This window comes from Pseudomonas salmasensis (assembly GCF_014268375.2).
Taxonomy (GTDB): Bacteria; Pseudomonadota; Gammaproteobacteria; order Pseudomonadales; family Pseudomonadaceae; genus Aquipseudomonas; species Aquipseudomonas salmasensis.
Genome location: NZ_CP077083.1, coordinates 4,132,618 through 4,148,653 on the forward strand (window position 1 = coordinate 4,132,618; position 16,036 = coordinate 4,148,653).

Consider the following 16,036-nt stretch of genomic DNA (forward strand, 5'->3'; position numbering starts at 1 on the left):
TGCATCAACGGGCGTCGGCGCGTTAGGATGGCGGCCATTGCACGAGCTTAACGAGGGACACCATGACGGATATCGCGAAGTCGACGCCGAACAAAATCGAGATTGTTCAGCGTGACAATGCCTATAAAGGCTTCTACAAGCTCGATCGCGTGCAACTGCGCCACGAAAAGTTCGACGGCGGCATGAGCCGGGTGATCAACCGCGAAGTGTTCGTGCGTCACGACGCCGTGTGCGTGCTGCCCTACGACCCGCTGCGCGATGAGGTGGTGCTGATCGAACAGTTCCGCGTCGGCGCCATGGGGCGCGCCGATAACCCATGGCTGGTGGAGATGGTCGCCGGCCTGATTGACAAGGATGAGCAACCCGAGGAGGTTGCACACCGCGAGGCCGAAGAGGAAGCTGGGCTGACGTTCTCCGCGCTGTGGCCGATCACCAAGTATTTCCCGTCGCCGGGCGGCAGTACCGAATTTGTCCACCTGTACCTGGGCCGTTGCGACAGCTCGGGCGCGGGTGGTGTCCATGGATTGGAAGAAGAAGCAGAAGATATCCGCGTCACCCCCTGGGCATTCGAAGATGCCTTGCAGGCGGTGCGCGACGGCAAGATTTCCAACGCAGCCAGCATTATCGCCCTGCAATGGCTTGCGCTTAATCGCGCGGAAGTGAGGGGGTTATGGCAGTAAAGGCACGGGAACGTTATCGAGTAGACCTGATCGGGCTGCAAGCGGCCTGCGAGGCCAACTATGCGCGGCTGATGCGCCTGCTCCCGGACATGCGCCACGCCCCCCAGGCGCGGCGCATTGCTGTCACCCATGGCGACCAGATGCTCGGCGTGCTGACCCTGGAAGTCATTCTCACCTGCCCGTACACCACCACCCTGCGGGTGCGCCAGGAGCACAGCCTGCCGTGGTTGCCGGTGCCGCAACTGGAAGTACAGGTCTACCACGACGCGCGTATGGCCGAAGTGATCAGCGCCGAACATGCGCGACGCTTTCGCAGCATCTATCCTTACCCGAATGTGTTCATGCACCAGCCCGATGAGAAAGCACAGCTCAATGTGTTCCTCGGCGAATGGCTCAGCCACTGCCTGGCCTTGGGTCATGAGTTTGAAGTGGTGCGGTAGATGTGAACTGCGTCTGCTTCCCTGGGTTTCCTCTTTGTGTCCTGCCCCAGCATAATCGCGCCAACTATCCATTCCTGTAGTTGCCAGGGAGAGCGCCTTGCCAAGCGTATCCGCCGTGAATCCTGATGCCGTGTTGCTGGTGCAGTTGTCCGACAGCCATCTGTTTGCCGACGCTGACGCCACATTGTTGGGCATGAACACCCGTGAAAGCCTGCAGCGGGTGGTCGAGCTGGTGCGCGCGCAACAGCCGGCCATCGACCTGATACTGGCGACCGGCGACCTGTCCCAGGACGGCACGCTTGAGTCCTATCAGCAGTTTCGCGATTTGACCGGCTCCCTTGGCGCTCCGGCGCGCTGGATTCCCGGCAACCACGACGAACCGCAGGTCATGGCCCAGGCTGCCATGCACAGTGATTTGCTCGAACCGGTGGTGGATATCGGCAACTGGCGTATCACTTTGCTGGATTCGGCGGTACCCGGGTCGGTGCCGGGCTACTTGCAAGACGAGCAACTGCAAGTGCTGGCGCAGGCCTTGAGCGAAGCGCCGGACCGCCATCACCTGGTGTGTTTCCACCATCATCCGGTGCCCATCGGCTGTGCGTGGATGGAGCCGATCGGCCTGCGCAACCCCGAGGCGCTGTTTGCCGTGCTTGAGCGCTTCCCGCAGACCAAGGCATTGCTGTGGGGGCATGTGCATCAGGAGATCGACAGCGAGCGCGACGGTGTGCGGCTGCTGGCTTCGCCGTCTACCTGTATCCAGTTTGCGCCGGGGAGTGAGGACTTTCAGGTCAGCGAGCAGGCGCCGGGGTATCGCTGGTTGCGTTTGCATGGCGACGGACGGTTGGAGACGGGGGTGGAGCGTTTGGTCGGCTTTGCATTCACCGTCGATTACGGCAGCAACGGCTATTAGGACCTGTTAACACTGATCAAAATGTGGGAGCTGGCTTGCCTGCGATGGCAGCCTGACAGCCGACGCCTATCTACCTGACACCCCGCACTCCAAATGTGGGAGCGGGCTTGCTCGCGAAGGCGGCCTAGCAGTCAACACAGTTGGGTTGTGTACATATCCATTGCTGCGGTAACGGCCACTTAGGGTTCCGCCCTGACGGCGGGTCACTTTTGGAAAAGAGCCCCAAAAGTAACCAAAAGGGCTCTTGCCCCACCACTCGGCACCTCGCTTGGGCTCGGTGTGCCCGTAATCCGCCAGTGATTTGGGGGGCCGCCGCCACGCGCCATCCATGGCGCGGGGCGGCTAAACCGGCATCCCTGCCGGTTTACCCCCCAAATCCCTGTCGAATTCCGGCCAGCGTGGTTTGACGGGGCGCCTAAGATCAAAAGCAGATCAAGATCAAGAGCGACTCGCTTCGCATCGTGGTTACCGGAGGCTGCGGCTAACTGCACAGGCAAGCCAGCTCCCACAGGGGGATTCGGTGCCTGATAGATTGAGGTGCTCACAGCCGGCCTTGATCCCTGTAAACTGCGCCTCTTTGGCCCCAGCACGGAGAGCCCGGCATGTCCGCTTCGATCCTGTATATCCACGGCTTCAACAGTGCGCCGGCTTCCAACAAGGCCAGCCAGTTGACCACTGTGATGGGTGCCCTCGGCCTGTCCGACCAGCTACGTGTACCGGCGCTGCATCACCACCCTCGTCAGGCGATTCTTCAATTGGAGCAAGCGATTGCGCAACTGGGCGGGCCACTGCTGGTCGGCAGCTCACTCGGCGGCTACTATGCAACCCATCTTGCCGAACGCCATGGCCTCAAGGCGCTGTTGGTCAACCCGGCGGTCAGCCCCCATCGGATGTTTGACGGTTACCTGGGCACCCAGAAGAACCTCTACACCGATGAGACCTGGGAATTGACACAGGATCATGTCACGGCGCTGGCCGAGCTGGAAGTACCGGCGCCCCAGGATGCCGCGCGTTATCAGGTGTGGTTGCAGACCGGGGACGAAACCCTGGATTATCGCCTGGCCCAACAGTATTACCGGGCTTGCGCCTTGCGCATCCAGGCCGGTGGCGACCATGGTTACCAGGGGTTCGCCCAGCAATTGCCGGCACTGTTGTGCTTTGCCGGCATTGGCGCAGATCAGTTTCAATCCTTCGATTTTTCGTCACTGTAGAAAATCGCAGGTCACTTTTTTAATCGAACGACTCACGACGAGACCCCATGGCCACTCCCAGCGCTAGCTCTTATAACGCCGACGCCATCGAAGTCCTCTCGGGCCTCGACCCGGTGCGCAAACGCCCCGGCATGTACACCGACACCAGTCGGCCGAACCACCTTGCCCAGGAAGTCATCGACAACAGCGTCGACGAAGCCTTGGCCGGGCACGCCAAGTCGGTGCAAGTCATCCTTCACGCCGACCATTCCCTGGAAGTGTCCGACGATGGTCGTGGCATGCCGGTGGACATTCACCCCGAAGAGGGTGTGCCGGGCGTCGAGCTGATCCTCACCAAGCTGCACGCCGGCGGCAAGTTCTCCAACAAGAACTACCAGTTCTCCGGCGGTTTGCACGGCGTGGGTATTTCCGTGGTCAACGCCCTGTCCACCCTGGTGCGGGTCAAGGTCAAGCGCGATGGCAACGAGTACCAGATGACCTTCGCCGATGGCTACAAAGCCACCGACCTGGAAGTGATCGGCACCGTGGGCAAGCGCAACACCGGCACCAGCGTGTACTTTGCGCCGGACCCCAAGTATTTCGATTCGCCAAAATTCTCCATCAGCCGCCTCAAGCACGTACTCAAGGCCAAGGCTGTGTTGTGCCCGGGGCTGCTGGTCAGCTTTGAAGACAAAGGCACCGGCGAGAAGGTCGAGTGGCACTACGAAGACGGCCTTCGCTCTTACCTGGAAGATTCGGTCAGCGACTTCGAACGCCTGCCCAACGAGCCGTTCTGCGGCAGCCTGTCGGGTAATAAAGAAGCGGTGGACTGGGCGCTGCTGTGGTTGCCCGAAGGTGGCGACAGCGTGCAGGAAAGCTACGTCAACCTGATCCCCACGGCCCAGGGCGGCACCCACGTCAACGGTTTGCGCCAAGGCTTGCTGGATGCCATGCGTGAATTCTGCGAATACCGCAGCCTGTTGCCGCGCGGCGTGAAGCTGGCGCCGGAAGACGTGTGGGAGCGCATCGCGTTCGTGCTGTCGATGAAGATGCAGGAACCGCAATTTTCCGGCCAGACCAAAGAGCGCCTGTCGTCCCGCGAGGCGGCGGCGTTTGTCTCGGGTGTGGTCAAGGACGCGTTCAGCCTGTGGCTCAACGAGCACCCAGAGCTGGGCCTGGCCCTGGCGGAACTGGCGATCAACAACGCCGGCCGTCGCTTGAAGGCCAGCAAGAAGGTCGAGCGCAAGCGCATCACCCAGGGCCCGGCACTGCCGGGCAAACTGGCCGATTGCGCCGGGCAAGACCCGATGCGTTCCGAGCTGTTCCTGGTGGAGGGTGACTCCGCCGGCGGTTCCGCCAAACAAGCGCGGGACAAGGAGTTCCAGGCGATCCTGCCGTTGCGCGGCAAGATCCTCAACACCTGGGAGGTTGATGGCAGCGAAGTGCTCGCCAGCCAGGAAGTGCACAACATCGCCGTGGCTATTGGCGTTGACCCGGGCGCGGCAGACATGAGCCAGTTGCGCTACGGCAAGATCTGCATCCTCGCCGACGCCGACTCCGACGGCCTGCACATTGCTACCTTGCTGTGCGCGTTGTTCGTCCAGCATTTCCGTCCGTTGGTGGATGCCGGTCACGTCTACGTCGCCATGCCGCCGCTGTACCGCATCGACCTGGGCAAGGAAATTTTCTATGCCCTGGACGAAGCCGAGCGCGATGGCATCCTCGACCGCCTGGTGGCCGAGAAGAAACGCGGCAAGCCACAGGTCACGCGATTCAAGGGCCTGGGTGAAATGAACCCGCCGCAACTGCGCGAAACCACCATGGACCCGAATACCCGGCGCCTGGTGCAGTTGACCCTGGAAGACTTCGCCGCCACCTCGGAAATGATGGACATGCTGCTGGCGAAGAAACGCGCTGGCGACCGCAAGACCTGGCTGGAATCCAAAGGCAACCTGGCCGAGGTGCTGGGCTGATGCGCACAGGCTTCGCCCTGGCGATCCTGATATTGAGCGGGCTGGCGGTCACCCAGGTGGCTGCTGCGCCCATGGCAGAGCTCAAGCTGGTCTCGGAACACCCGGTGGACGGCCTGCGCGGCGGTAACCTGTCGGGCCTGGCGTTGTGTGGCAACGAGCTGTGGACGGTTTCGGACCGCGATGATGACCAGATCTACCGCCTGGATACGCGTGCGCCGACCTGGAGCGCGCAGGCGCTGAAGATCGACGTGCCCCCGGTGCCCGAGTCCGGGCTGCCTTGGGGCTTGCGTTCGCGCACCAAGGCCGCTTCGTTCATACGCGGCGGTGACCTGGACTTTGAAGGCATCAGCTGTGATGCCGCAGGCAACCGCTACATTGTCAGCGAAGCCCATGCCGCGGTGTTGCAGGTGCCCGCGACGGGCGCACCCGAGTGGTTGAAAATCGCGCCGGGCATGGTGCGTGAAGCCAGGGCCAGTGGCATGTTGCTGCACTTTAATGCCCTATTCGAAGGCCTGGCGGTAAGCCCTGAAGGCAATCAGATCTGGCTGGCTGCCGAGCGCGAACGTCGTGGCCTGGTGTCGATCAAGCGTGGGCAGAGCGTATGGGATTGTGATGGCCGTTGTGTATTGTTGAGCGAGGCCGGCCAGGAAGTGCAGCCGGCGCAGTTCCCCAACGCCAAGGCCGTGTCCAAGGACTTTGCCGACTTGTCGCTGTTCAACGGCAAGCTGTTTACCCTGGAGCGCAATGCGTTCCAGATCTGCCGACGCGACCCGCTCACGGCCAAGGTTGAGCTGTGCTGGTCGTTTGCCGACGAAACCCTGACGCCGCAGCGACGTTACCCGCAGTCGTATGGCCTGGCTGAAGCCCTGTTGGTGGATGCCGAGGGTGCCTGGGTCGGGATCGACAACAATTTCGGCCCGCGTGCCGATGGTGAAAAGCGTCCGATGGTCTATCGTTTTGCCGCCCCGGACGGCGGCTGGAGTGCCCAGCCATGAATCGAGATTTTTTTGAATTGAATCAGCGCAGCGGCAGTTCCGCTGCGCCTTACCCCATGATGAGGCCCGCATGAGTGACATCCTCGCAGACAGTTTAGATGGCGTAGAACGCCGGTCGCTGGCTGAATTCACCGAAAATGCCTACCTCAACTACTCCATGTACGTGATCATGGACCGTGCCTTGCCGCATATCGGCGACGGCCTGAAGCCCGTGCAACGGCGCATCATCTACGCCATGAGTGAGTTGGGCCTGGACGCCGATTCCAAGCACAAGAAATCGGCGCGTACCGTCGGTGACGTGCTGGGTAAATTCCACCCCCACGGCGATTCGGCGTGCTATGAAGCCATGGTGCTGATGGCCCAGCCGTTCAGCTACCGCTATACCCTGGTGGACGGCCAGGGTAACTGGGGTGCGCCGGATGACCCCAAATCCTTCGCCGCCATGCGTTACACCGAGGCGCGGCTGTCGCGGTATTCCGAAGTGCTGCTCAGCGAGCTGGGCCAGGGCACTGCCGACTGGGGGCCGAACTTTGACGGCACCCTCGACGAACCCCTGGTGTTGCCGGCGCGTTTGCCGAATATCCTGCTCAATGGCACCACCGGTATTGCAGTCGGCATGGCCACCGACGTGCCGCCGCACAACCTGCGCGAAGTCGCCACCGCCTGCGTGCGCTTGCTCGATGAGCCCAAGGCTACGGTCGAGCAGCTCTGCGAGCATATCCAGGGCCCGGATTACCCGACCGAAGCAGAGATCATCACGCCGCGCGCCGACCTGCTGAAGATGTACGAAACCGGCAAGGGCTCGGTGCGTATGCGCGCCGTGTACCACATCGAGGACGGCGACATTATTGTGACCGCGCTGCCGCATCAGGTATCGGGTGCCAAGGTGCTGGAGCAGATCGCCGCGTTGATGCAGGCCAAGCCGTCGAAATTGCCGCAAGTGGCCGACCTGCGTGACGAGTCCGACCACGAGAACCCGTGCCGCATCGTGATCATCCCGACCAACAGCCGGGTGGACCATGAAGTGCTGATGCAGCACTTGTTCGCCAGCACCGACCTGGAGTCCAGCTACCGGGTCAACGTCAACATCATCGGCCTGGACGGCAAGCCGCAGCTCAAGAACCTGCGCAATCTGCTGGTGGAATGGCTGGAATTCCGCGTGCAGACCGTGCGTCGCCGCCTGCAATTTCGCCTCGACAAGGTCGAGCGCCGCTTGCACCTGTTGGACGGCTTGCTGATCGCCTACCTCAACCTGGATGAAGTGATCCATATCATCCGTACCGCCGAGCACCCGAAGGCCGAGCTGATCGCGCGTTTCGAGCTGAGCGAGATCCAGGCGGACTACATCCTCGACACCCGCTTGCGCCAGTTGGCACGCCTGGAAGAAATGAAGCTGCGCGACGAGCAGGATGCGCTGCTCAAGGAACAAGCCAAGCTGCAAGCCCTGCTGGGCAGCGAAGCCAAGCTCAAGAAGCTGGTGCGCAGCGAACTGATCAAAGACGCCGAAACCTATGGCGATGACCGTCGCTCGCCTATTGTCGAGCGCGCTGAAGCCAAGGCTTTGACCGAAACCGAGTTGTTGCCCAACGAGAAAATTACCGTCGTTCTGTCGGAAAAGGGTTGGGTTCGCTCCGCCAAAGGGCATGATATTGACGCCACCGGCCTTTCGTACAAAGCCGGTGATGGCTTCAAGACCGCTGCCCCCGGGCGTTCCAATCAGTTCGCGGTGTTTATCGACTCGACCGGGCGCAGTTATTCGGTGCCGGCCCATACCCTGCCGTCTGCACGGGGGCAGGGCGAGCCGTTGACCGGACGCCTAACGCCGCCACCGGGGGCGAATTTCGAGTGCGTGCTGTTGCCGGATGACGATTCGCTGTATGTCATCGCCTCCGACGCCGGTTACGGCTTCGTGGTCAAGGGCGAAGACCTGCAGGCCAAGAACAAGGCGGGCAAGGCGCTGTTGAGCCTGCCGAACAACGCCAAGGTGATTCTGCCAAGGCCGGTGGAGGATCGTGAGAGCAACTGGCTGGCGTCGGTGACCACCGAAGGGCGCTTGCTGGTGTTCAAGATCAGCGACTTACCGCAGTTGGGCAAGGGCAAAGGCAACAAGATTATCGGGATTCCCGGTGACCGGGTGGCCAGTCGCGAGGAGTACGTGACTGACATCGCCGTGGTCCCGGAAGGCTCTACCCTGGTACTCCAGGCCGGCAAGCGCACGTTGTCATTGCGCCCTGACGACCTTGAACACTACAAGGGTGAGCGTGGCCGGCGGGGTAACAAACTGCCGCGAGGCTTCCAGCGAGTGGATGCCTTGCTGGTCGAAACGCCGGTTTAAGCGGTACTAGAGGCCTCGATCTACGATTTAACGCGTAGATCGATGCTTTCGCGCTGGAGTCATGGCGCATATTCACGGATGATATGGCCTTTCCAGCGCCGGCGTGGCCGAGCGTGTTCAGGTTATTTTTAGTATTACATTGTGGTTCGCCTTGTGGCAGCCACTTGGATGGGATGATGACTGCTCCACGCCTTCCTCTATTTTTGATGCTCGCTGGCCTTTTGGGGTTGGCGGGTTGCAGCACACATCAACCGGTGTCGCTGTACCAGCTGGACAGCGGAAGTCCGGCTCAGCCAGCTCAAACCGCTGGCATGGCAGTATTGCTGGGGCCGGTAGTCGTTGCCGACTACCTGCAACGCGAAACCCTGCTTCAACGTCAGAACGATGGCAGCCTGCAAGGTTCCACAGATGGTCGTTGGGCGGGTAGCCTGTCGTCGGATATCAACCAACTGATGTTGCGTCAGGTCGCCGGCCAACTAGACAGCCAGCGTGTGGTCCTGGCACCGGGGCCTTCCGGGTTTACCCCGGATGTCCAGGTGTTGCTGACCATCACGCGGCTGGACTCCGGTAAATCGCAACCGGCGATCCTGGATGCGCAGTGGCGCCTGATCGACCGTCGCGGGCAAGTGCGGGACAACCGCATTGTGCACCTGCAGGAAGAACATGCCGGCACCACCGCGTCCCAGGTCCAGGCCCAGGGTGTGCTGTTGCAGCACTTGGCTCAGCAGTTGTCGGTGGCGCTCAAGCCCTTGGCCAACCAGCCGCCGATTGCCGAAGCGCAGCCGCGTAAGCAAGCCCCGGCCCAGGCCAAGCCTGCGGCTCCGGAAAAACCGAAGATGCCGATGGCTACGCCGATTCGCACGGACTTGGAAGTGTTCAGGTTCTGATCTGAATAGCGCACAAACAAAAGGCCCGCTGAATAAGCGGGCCTTTTTATTGGGCTGTTCTGTAGGAGCGAGCTTGCTCGCGAAAAGCGTCAACGATAACGCGTGCTTTCTGAATAAACGCGGCGTCTGTGAGTTTTTCGCGAGCAAGCTCGCTCCTACAAAAAGCCTTAGCCTCAGGGCTTGCGGGTCTCATGCATCCGCGCTAACTGGCGCTCCAGCATCGACGGATACGGCTCCATCAACCGCTCCACACAGCTGGCCCCTTCAGGGCTGGCAATCGGGCGGATACGCGCGCGTTGGCGGATCAGTGTGTCTTCGCTGATCTTGCGCTCCACCAGCAACAGGTTACGGCTGTGCTGGGACAAGGCCAGGGCATCCTGGGCGATTTCGGTGAGTAGCAGGTCGATCTGGCTCATGCCAAACAGGTCGTCACCCACGGTTAGGCCCAGCTGCAGTTGCAGGGTAATGCCGCTGTCGGCCACTTCGATCTGCAGGGCGTGGCCCAGGGCGCGCAACAGCTCGCCGCAGCAGATGGCATTGGTCAGGTAGTCTTCGCCGCTGTCTTCGCTGTGGAACAGCATCAGCGTGCTGCCATCGTTCAGGGTATGCAGCTCGCTCTGGTAGAGCGAAGCGGCCTGGTCGAGGCAGTCGCGGTAGCGTTCGAGCAGTTCGGTCAGGCGGGCACGGGGCAGGCGGCGCAGTTGCTCCTGGGCACCCAGTTGCACGGCGAGTACGGCGCTGTGCTGCGGCTCGGCGTTCTTGACCACAACCGGTTTCGGTGCGGCAACCGGTGCTACTGCCGAGGTGTCGCGCAGGTCGGCGAACGGGTCTTCATCGTCCAGCTCGTCTTCCTCGGCCTTGATCACATGGCGCGGTGCAGGCTTGAGGCCGGCCACCGGAGCGCTGTCGTCGAAGCCTGGGTCGCGCAGGTCGCGCACTTCAAACTCCGGCTCGTCGTTGTAGTCCTCGGTGTCGTCGTACTCAGGCTCGGGCTCGACTTCAGGCGCTTTCGGCTCCGGGGCAAAGCTGGCGTGGAGCTGGCGCGCGAGGTCGCCGATTTCGTCCTGGCGATCGGTAGCCGGGGTGTGTTCGTCGATATCCCGCAGCCAGATGCGCAGTTGCATCAACGGCGTGGAGATATGCCGGCCCAGGCGCAGGCTCAAGGCCAGGGCCAAGGCCAGCAGGATCGCGCTCAGGATGCCCATGCTTTGCAGGCTGATGGTCATCGGCTGCTGGAACTGCTGCATGTCGAGGCTGATACGCAGTTGGCCGGCCTTCACGTCCTGGAACGTAATATTGCTCTGGTACAGGCCTTCGGCCTCACCGAGCAGGCCGTTTTTCGGGCGCTGCCCGGCCTCTGCCATGATCCGGTTGTCCACGCTATAGATAGCGGCGTGGGCCACCAGCGGGTTCTTGGTCAGGTTGTTGAGCAGCACGTTGAGGCTGAGGATGTCGTTGGACACCAGCAACTCAGTCGCCGAAGTGGCAGTCTGGGTTGTCAGGCTCGCGCCCAGGGCATCAGCTTGCTCGTGCATGGCCTGCTTGAACTGCAAACCCATCACGCAGGCGTAGATCACCAGGGCCAGAGCGACCAGGATCACGTTATGGCTGGCGATGCGCAATGCAATCGGTACACGGCGATGGCGCAGTGCCCGGAAGATCAGCAGGAAGAAGTTATCGGTTTTTACTGGCGTGGGCCGGTTCACTTGCGCTCGGCTCTTGGTCCGTGAAGTTGACGCGCAGTATAGCGACAGGCCCATGGCCGGCAAAGCGCTGGCTGTGCCCGATGGTCACTGAAAGTGGGTAGAATGCGGTTTTTTTCCAGCCTGGGGGTGCGCTTTGCGCGAAATTGTCCTGATCAACATCACGGGTGAAGACCGACCGGGTCTCACCGCAGCCATTACCGGCGTCCTGGCCCAGGGTGGTGTGAACATTCTCGACATCGGCCAGGCGGTGATCCACGACACCTTGTCGTTCGGCATCCTGGTGGAAATCCCCACCACTGAACAGGCCTCCTCGGTGCTCAAGGACATCCTGTTTACGGCGTATAAGCTCGATCAACAGGTACGTTTCACCCCGGTGTCCGAAGCCGATTACCAACACTGGGTCGAAGGCCAGGGCAAAAAGCGCCACATTGTTACCCTGTTGACCCGCAAGGTAACGGCTGAACAGTTGCAGCGCGTCAGCTCCATTACCGCGCAGTACGGATTGAATATCGACCATATCGACCGTCTGTCGGGTCGCATGCCATTGGACACCCCGGCTGACAAGGGCAAGGGCTGCATCGAGTTCTCTGTGCGTGGCGAGCCGGCTGACGCGCAAGCGCTGCGCGCCGACTTCCTGAGCGTGGCCCAGGAACTGAATGTCGATATCGCCTTCCAGGAGGATTCGCTGTTCCGTCGCAACCGCCGCCTGGCGGTGTTCGACATGGACTCCACCTTGATTGAAGCCGAAGTCATCGACGAGCTGGCCAAGGCAGCCGGTGTAGGCGAGCAAGTCTCGGAGATTACCGAACGGGCGATGGCCGGCGAGCTGGATTTTCGTGCCAGCTTCAAGGAGCGTCTGGCGCTGCTCAAGGGCCTGGACGTGGGCGTGCTGGATTCGATCGGCGCGTCGCTGCGCCTGACCGAAGGCGCCGAAACCCTGTTCGCCGAACTCAAGCGCCTGGGCTACAAGACCGCCATCCTGTCCGGCGGCTTCACTTACTTCGCCAAGCAGTTGCAGGCCAAGCTGGGCATTGACTATGTATTCGCCAACGAGCTGGAAGTGGTAGATGGCAAAGTGACCGGCGTGGCGGTGGAGCCGATTGTCGACGCCCAGCGCAAGGCCGACCTGCTCAAGGAATTGGCGCACAAGGAAGGCTTGCGTCTGGAGCAGACCATTGCGGTCGGCGACGGCGCCAATGACTTGCCGATGCTGGCGATTGCCGGGTTGGGCGTGGCGTTCCGTGCCAAGCCGTTGGTCAAGCAATCGGCCAAGCAGGCGATTTCGACCTTGGGGTTGGATGGGGTGCTGTACCTGCTGGGCTTGCGTGACCGCGACGGTCAGCTCTAGGGCGCTACTCAACCCCCTGTAGGAGCGAGCTTGCTCGCGAAAATCGTCAACGATTACCCGGGCATTCTGGATGCCCGCGGTGCTCTTGAGTGCTTCGCGAGCAAGCTCGCTCCTACAGGGGTTGTGTCGATCAGGCTTTAGGCAAGGCGATACCCTGGCCCATCTGCACCGGCGTACCCGCTGCCAATTCTTCAGCCCACTTCACCTGATCCGGCCCGAACAGCACGATGGCGGTGGAGCCCAGTTTGAAACGACCCAGTTCCGCACCTTTCTCCAGATGAATCGGCGCGCGGGCCGCTTCGTCGTAGCGGAAGGTTTTCAGCTCGCGCTTGGGCGGCGTCACCAAGCCGGCCCACACGGTTTCAATCGACGCAACGATCATCGCACCCACCAACACCACGGCCATCGGGCCGCGTTCGGTGTCGAACAAGCAGACAGCGCGCTCGTTACGGGCGAACAACTCCGGCACGTTTTCGGCGGTGGTCTGGTTGACCGAGAAAATCCGCCCTGGCACATACACCATCTCGCGCAGGGTGCCGGCCAATGGCATGTGCACCCGGTGGTAGTCCTTGGGCGACAGGTAAATAGTCGCGAACTCGCCGCCCATGAACGGCGCAGCCATCGCGGCATCGCCACCGAGCAGTTCCAGCACGCTGAAACTGTGGCCCTTGGCCTGGAAGATACGGCCATGTTCGATCGGGCCCAGCTGGCTGACCGCGCCGTCGGCAGGGCTCAGTACTGCGCCTGGGGTTGGATCCAACGGGCGGGCGCCGTCTTTCAACGCGCGGGTGAAGAAGGCGTTGAAGTGCTCGTAGGCGCTCAGGTCTTCCACCAGGGCCTGGGACATGTCCACCTGGTAGCGCTTGGCGAACCAGGCGGTAAAGGCGTTCTTGAACCAGCGCACGCGGCACTCGGCGATACAGCCGGCCAGACGCGACAGCAAGTGGTGCGGCAGCAAATACTGGCTGAGGATAAACAACTGCTTTTTCATAACTGTCCTTAAACCTTAAATCTCGACGGGGGTGTCGGGGTGGTTGCCCCATTCGCCCCAGGAACCGGCATAACCTTTGACTCGCGGATAACCGAGCGCCTTGGCCACCAGGTAGGTGAAGCCAGAGCGGTGATGAGTCTGGCAGTGGGTGATGATTTCTTTGTCTTTGGTCAGCCCGAGGTCTTCGAGGATCTGCGGCATGTCACGGCGGATACGCAGGTTGCGTGCCTTGTCCATGCCGGCGGTCCATTCGAAGTTCACCGCGCCTGGAATGTGGCCGCCCTTGGCTGCGAGCACTTTCTCGCCGGAATACTCCAGCGGGCCACGGGCGTCCCAGATCCCCAGGTCGGCCGCGCCAAGGCGGCTTTGCAGGTATTCACGGGTGGCGGTAGGGCCGTCGTGCAGCGTGAGGCTGACCGGGCCGCCGGCTACTGGGGGGGCATCGGTGGAAAGCGGGTGCTTTTCCTCCAGCCATGCCAGCAGGCCGCCGTCGAGGTAGTGATATTTCTGGTGGCCGATCACGTCGAGCATCCAGATAAAACGCCCGGCCCAACCACCGCCTTCGTCGTCATAGACCACATAGGTGGCGTCCGGGGTGTGGCCCAGTTCGCCGAACAGTTTTTCCAGGTCGGCCTTGCTCGGCAGCAGGCCGGGTGCGGGCGGCTGGCCCAGTTGGGTGCGCTTGGGGTCAACGAAATGCGCGCCGGGGATATGCCCTTCGGCGTAGCGGGCGACACTGGTGAGGTCCACCAGTATCAAGTGCTTGGAATCGAGGCGACTCAACAGGTCGGCAGATTCGATCACCAGCGGCAAGCCAGAGAAGTCAGGCATGTGAGGTCTCCTGGGCACAAATGTTGGCGATAAAGGCCGGTGATTGTAGCGCAAGCATCAGGCGCTGCGGTTGGTAAAGCTGTGCAGGGCTTTCTCGATGCATTGGGCGGTTTTGCCGAACGCTTGCACGGTGGTTTCCGAGAACGGCCCGCCGCCCTGGTCCGCCACGATCAGCATGACCACCCGGCCGTTGCAGCTCAGTGAGCGCAACAGCAGGTGCTCGCCGACAAACAGGCGACGCAGGATCGGTGGCAGCAAGGCGGAAAACTGCGCATGGTTGTCGGGGTTCAGGCGTACCTGGGCGGACTTTTCCAGCAGGCGTTGCAGCAACGTGCTGTTGACCACATCCAGGCTCAGGTGAGCCGCGTCCTTGGGCAGGCCGTCGGCCTGGTGCACGCGCAAGGTGCTCAAGGCGCGATCGGCCATGAATATCAGTACCCGCTGCATGCCACTGGCCACCAGGGCTTCCTTGGCGCAAGTGGTCAGGTGCATGGCGTTGGCAAAGCGGCTCGGTTCCACCAGCAACTCGGTGCAACGCGTGCGCCACACGGCCAAGGCTTCGGCAGTCGGAGGCGGTGCAGGCAGCAAACCGCGATGGACTTTCTGCACATGCCACGGCCAGATCAGCGACAGCGCGGGGTGCCAGAGGTCGGGCATCAAGGTGGTGCGAGCGCTGGTCACCGCTTGCTGGTGGGCTTGCTGTTGCACATCGCTCAACGGCGTTTGCAGGTACAGCGCCGTCAGGTATTGCCAGCGCTCGGTGTGCGGGCAGGTCCAGGACTCCTGGGCCGACATCGCCAGCCCGTTGGCCAGCAGCACGGTGTTGGCCGGCTGGTTCAGCCAGCGCCGCAGGTTGGGCTCGGCATCGAGCAATTGCTGGTGGCGCAGGGCGTTGTCTTGACGGGCAATGTGCAGCGCCTTGACCAGCAGGCGTTGCTCGGCCAGCAGCAACTTGTAGCCCTGTGAAACCCAGATCGGCAGGTGCCAGGCTTCGGTCAAGCCCAGGCACAGGTCGAGCAAGCGCACGCCGAACAGCTGTTGCTCGACCTGGCGCGCCGATTGGCCTTTATGAATCACCCGCAACTCCCATTCTTCCAGGAGCTTGGGGTAGGCGACGGCCATCGGCCACAGTGGCGACAAAAACAGCAGGCTGCCCCAGTGGATGTCCTGCCACAGTCGCGCCAGGCGACTGCCGAACAAACCGTTGGCTTGCTGGGATGCGTGCTGGCTGATCAGCAACAGCTGACGCAAGGCCACGGGGATTTCCCGGGCGGGTACCGAAGGCAGGCGCGCCAACAACTCCTCGGCACGTTTGAGGCCCAGGCGGTTAAGCGCGACTTCAAGGTTTTCCGCAGGTTCGGCCAGGCTGCCGTGGGCTTGGCTGTTGGCTTCGCGCATCACACTCAACACCAGGGCCGGGCTGTCGTGCATCAGCTCAGCAATATCTCGCAATGAACTGCGGCTATCGCGAATGGCTTTGCACACGCGCTCATGACTGGCCTGGGGCACGGGTAGCAGCACGTCGTCCAGGCACTTGATCCAAGCGGCGAGGGTAGTGGGGCGGTTCGTTGGGACTGTCGTTTCAATTGCCATGATTGGGGCGCGATCATCACTTGCGTTCAACACGCCCGGAACGGGCCGAATTGGCTTTTCGCCTTAACGGGCTATAGTCTGGCGCAGTTTTGCCGATAAGTAGAACAAGAGTTTTGTGCAACACCCCATATGTCCATGAACCCGACGGCGCAAGTAC

At 61.8% G+C, this 16,036-nt stretch carries 13 protein-coding genes; 9 read left to right on the top strand and 4 right to left on the bottom strand.

Features of this window, described 5'->3' with window-relative positions:
* The first annotated feature begins 62 nt into the window (after nt 1–62).
* The 8 genes from HU731_RS18495 (at nt 63) to HU731_RS18530 (ending at nt 9,410) form a co-directional block, all read left to right on the top strand.
* Nucleotides 63–680, top strand: a complete 618-nt coding sequence (locus tag HU731_RS18495; protein WP_186606512.1) for an NUDIX domain-containing protein — start codon at nt 63–65, stop codon at nt 678–680.
* Nucleotides 671–1,120 carry a DUF1249 domain-containing protein gene (locus HU731_RS18500; protein ID WP_003188022.1) on the top strand — a complete coding sequence of 150 codons (450 nt, stop codon included), beginning with the start codon at nt 671–673 and terminating at the stop codon, nt 1,118–1,120. Before HU731_RS18495 ends, HU731_RS18500 begins: the two co-directional genes overlap by 10 nt.
* A gap of 97 nt (nt 1,121–1,217) precedes the next feature.
* Nucleotides 1,218–2,030: a 3',5'-cyclic-AMP phosphodiesterase gene (gene cpdA, locus HU731_RS18505; protein WP_186606513.1), complete on the top strand. Its 813-nt coding sequence runs from the start codon at nt 1,218–1,220 to the stop codon at nt 2,028–2,030.
* Nucleotides 2,031–2,632: 602 nt separating this feature from the next.
* On the top strand, nt 2,633–3,241 hold the full coding sequence (locus HU731_RS18510; RefSeq protein ID WP_186606514.1) for a YqiA/YcfP family alpha/beta fold hydrolase: 609 nt from the start codon (nt 2,633–2,635) through the stop codon (nt 3,239–3,241).
* 47 nt (nt 3,242–3,288) lie between these two features.
* Nucleotides 3,289–5,193: a DNA topoisomerase IV subunit B gene (parE, locus tag HU731_RS18515; protein WP_003188026.1), complete on the top strand. Its 1,905-nt coding sequence runs from the start codon at nt 3,289–3,291 to the stop codon at nt 5,191–5,193.
* On the top strand, nt 5,193–6,188 hold the full coding sequence (locus HU731_RS18520; RefSeq protein ID WP_186606515.1) for an esterase-like activity of phytase family protein: 996 nt from the start codon (nt 5,193–5,195) through the stop codon (nt 6,186–6,188). Before parE ends, HU731_RS18520 begins: the two co-directional genes overlap by 1 nt.
* A gap of 70 nt (nt 6,189–6,258) precedes the next feature.
* On the top strand, nt 6,259–8,523 hold the full coding sequence (parC, locus tag HU731_RS18525; RefSeq protein WP_186606516.1) for a DNA topoisomerase IV subunit A: 2,265 nt from the start codon (nt 6,259–6,261) through the stop codon (nt 8,521–8,523).
* 173 nt (nt 8,524–8,696) lie between these two features.
* On the top strand, nt 8,697–9,410 hold the full coding sequence (locus HU731_RS18530) for a PqiC family protein (protein WP_032873461.1): 714 nt from the start codon (nt 8,697–8,699) through the stop codon (nt 9,408–9,410).
* A gap of 173 nt (nt 9,411–9,583) precedes the next feature.
* Here the strand turns inward: HU731_RS18530 and HU731_RS18535 are convergent, their stop codons facing one another.
* Entirely contained in the window at nt 9,584–11,116 is a 1,533-nt protein-coding gene (locus tag HU731_RS18535; protein WP_056782744.1) for a HAMP domain-containing protein, read from the bottom strand.
* 133 nt (nt 11,117–11,249) lie between these two features.
* Here HU731_RS18535 and serB point away from each other — a divergent pair, with 133 nt between their 5' ends.
* On the top strand, nt 11,250–12,464 hold the full coding sequence (gene serB, locus HU731_RS18540; protein WP_186606517.1) for a phosphoserine phosphatase SerB: 1,215 nt from the start codon (nt 11,250–11,252) through the stop codon (nt 12,462–12,464).
* Between the two features lie 130 nt (nt 12,465–12,594).
* On the opposite strand, the gene asd is transcribed toward serB, so the two are convergent.
* From asd to HU731_RS18555, 3 genes are read right to left on the bottom strand one after another with little or no spacing between them, the layout of a single operon-like run.
* Nucleotides 12,595–13,455: an archaetidylserine decarboxylase gene (asd, locus tag HU731_RS18545; protein WP_003188035.1), complete on the bottom strand. Its 861-nt coding sequence runs from the start codon at nt 13,453–13,455 to the stop codon at nt 12,595–12,597.
* Nucleotides 13,456–13,470: 15 nt separating this feature from the next.
* A complete protein-coding gene (locus HU731_RS18550; protein WP_186606518.1) occupies nt 13,471–14,286 on the bottom strand; it encodes a rhodanese-like domain-containing protein in 816 nt (271 codons plus the stop codon).
* Between the two features lie 57 nt (nt 14,287–14,343).
* Complete coding sequence (locus HU731_RS18555; protein WP_186606519.1) at nt 14,344–15,879, bottom strand: HDOD domain-containing protein; 1,536 nt, start codon at nt 15,877–15,879, stop codon at nt 14,344–14,346.
* Nucleotides 15,880–16,036: the final 157 nt, after the last annotated feature.

Excerpts from the sequence above, each read along its gene's own strand:
- parC (WP_186606516.1), top strand. The coding sequence starts at position 6,259 with ATGAGTGACATCCTCGCAGACAGTTTAGATGGCGTAGAACGCCGGTCG.
- parE (WP_003188026.1), top strand. The coding sequence starts at position 3,289 with ATGGCCACTCCCAGCGCTAGCTCTTATAACGCCGACGCCATCGAAGTC.
- HU731_RS18550 (WP_186606518.1), bottom strand. The coding sequence starts at position 14,286 with ATGCCTGACTTCTCTGGCTTGCCGCTGGTGATCGAATCTGCCGACCTG.
- HU731_RS18555 (WP_186606519.1), bottom strand. The coding sequence starts at position 15,879 with ATGGCAATTGAAACGACAGTCCCAACGAACCGCCCCACTACCCTCGCC.
- HU731_RS18530 (WP_032873461.1), top strand. The coding sequence starts at position 8,697 with ATGATGACTGCTCCACGCCTTCCTCTATTTTTGATGCTCGCTGGCCTT.
- HU731_RS18520 (WP_186606515.1), top strand. The coding sequence starts at position 5,193 with ATGCGCACAGGCTTCGCCCTGGCGATCCTGATATTGAGCGGGCTGGCG.
- asd (WP_003188035.1), bottom strand. The coding sequence starts at position 13,455 with ATGAAAAAGCAGTTGTTTATCCTCAGCCAGTATTTGCTGCCGCACCAC.
- HU731_RS18500 (WP_003188022.1), top strand. The coding sequence starts at position 671 with ATGGCAGTAAAGGCACGGGAACGTTATCGAGTAGACCTGATCGGGCTG.
- HU731_RS18510 (WP_186606514.1), top strand. The coding sequence starts at position 2,633 with ATGTCCGCTTCGATCCTGTATATCCACGGCTTCAACAGTGCGCCGGCT.
- HU731_RS18495 (WP_186606512.1), top strand. The coding sequence starts at position 63 with ATGACGGATATCGCGAAGTCGACGCCGAACAAAATCGAGATTGTTCAG.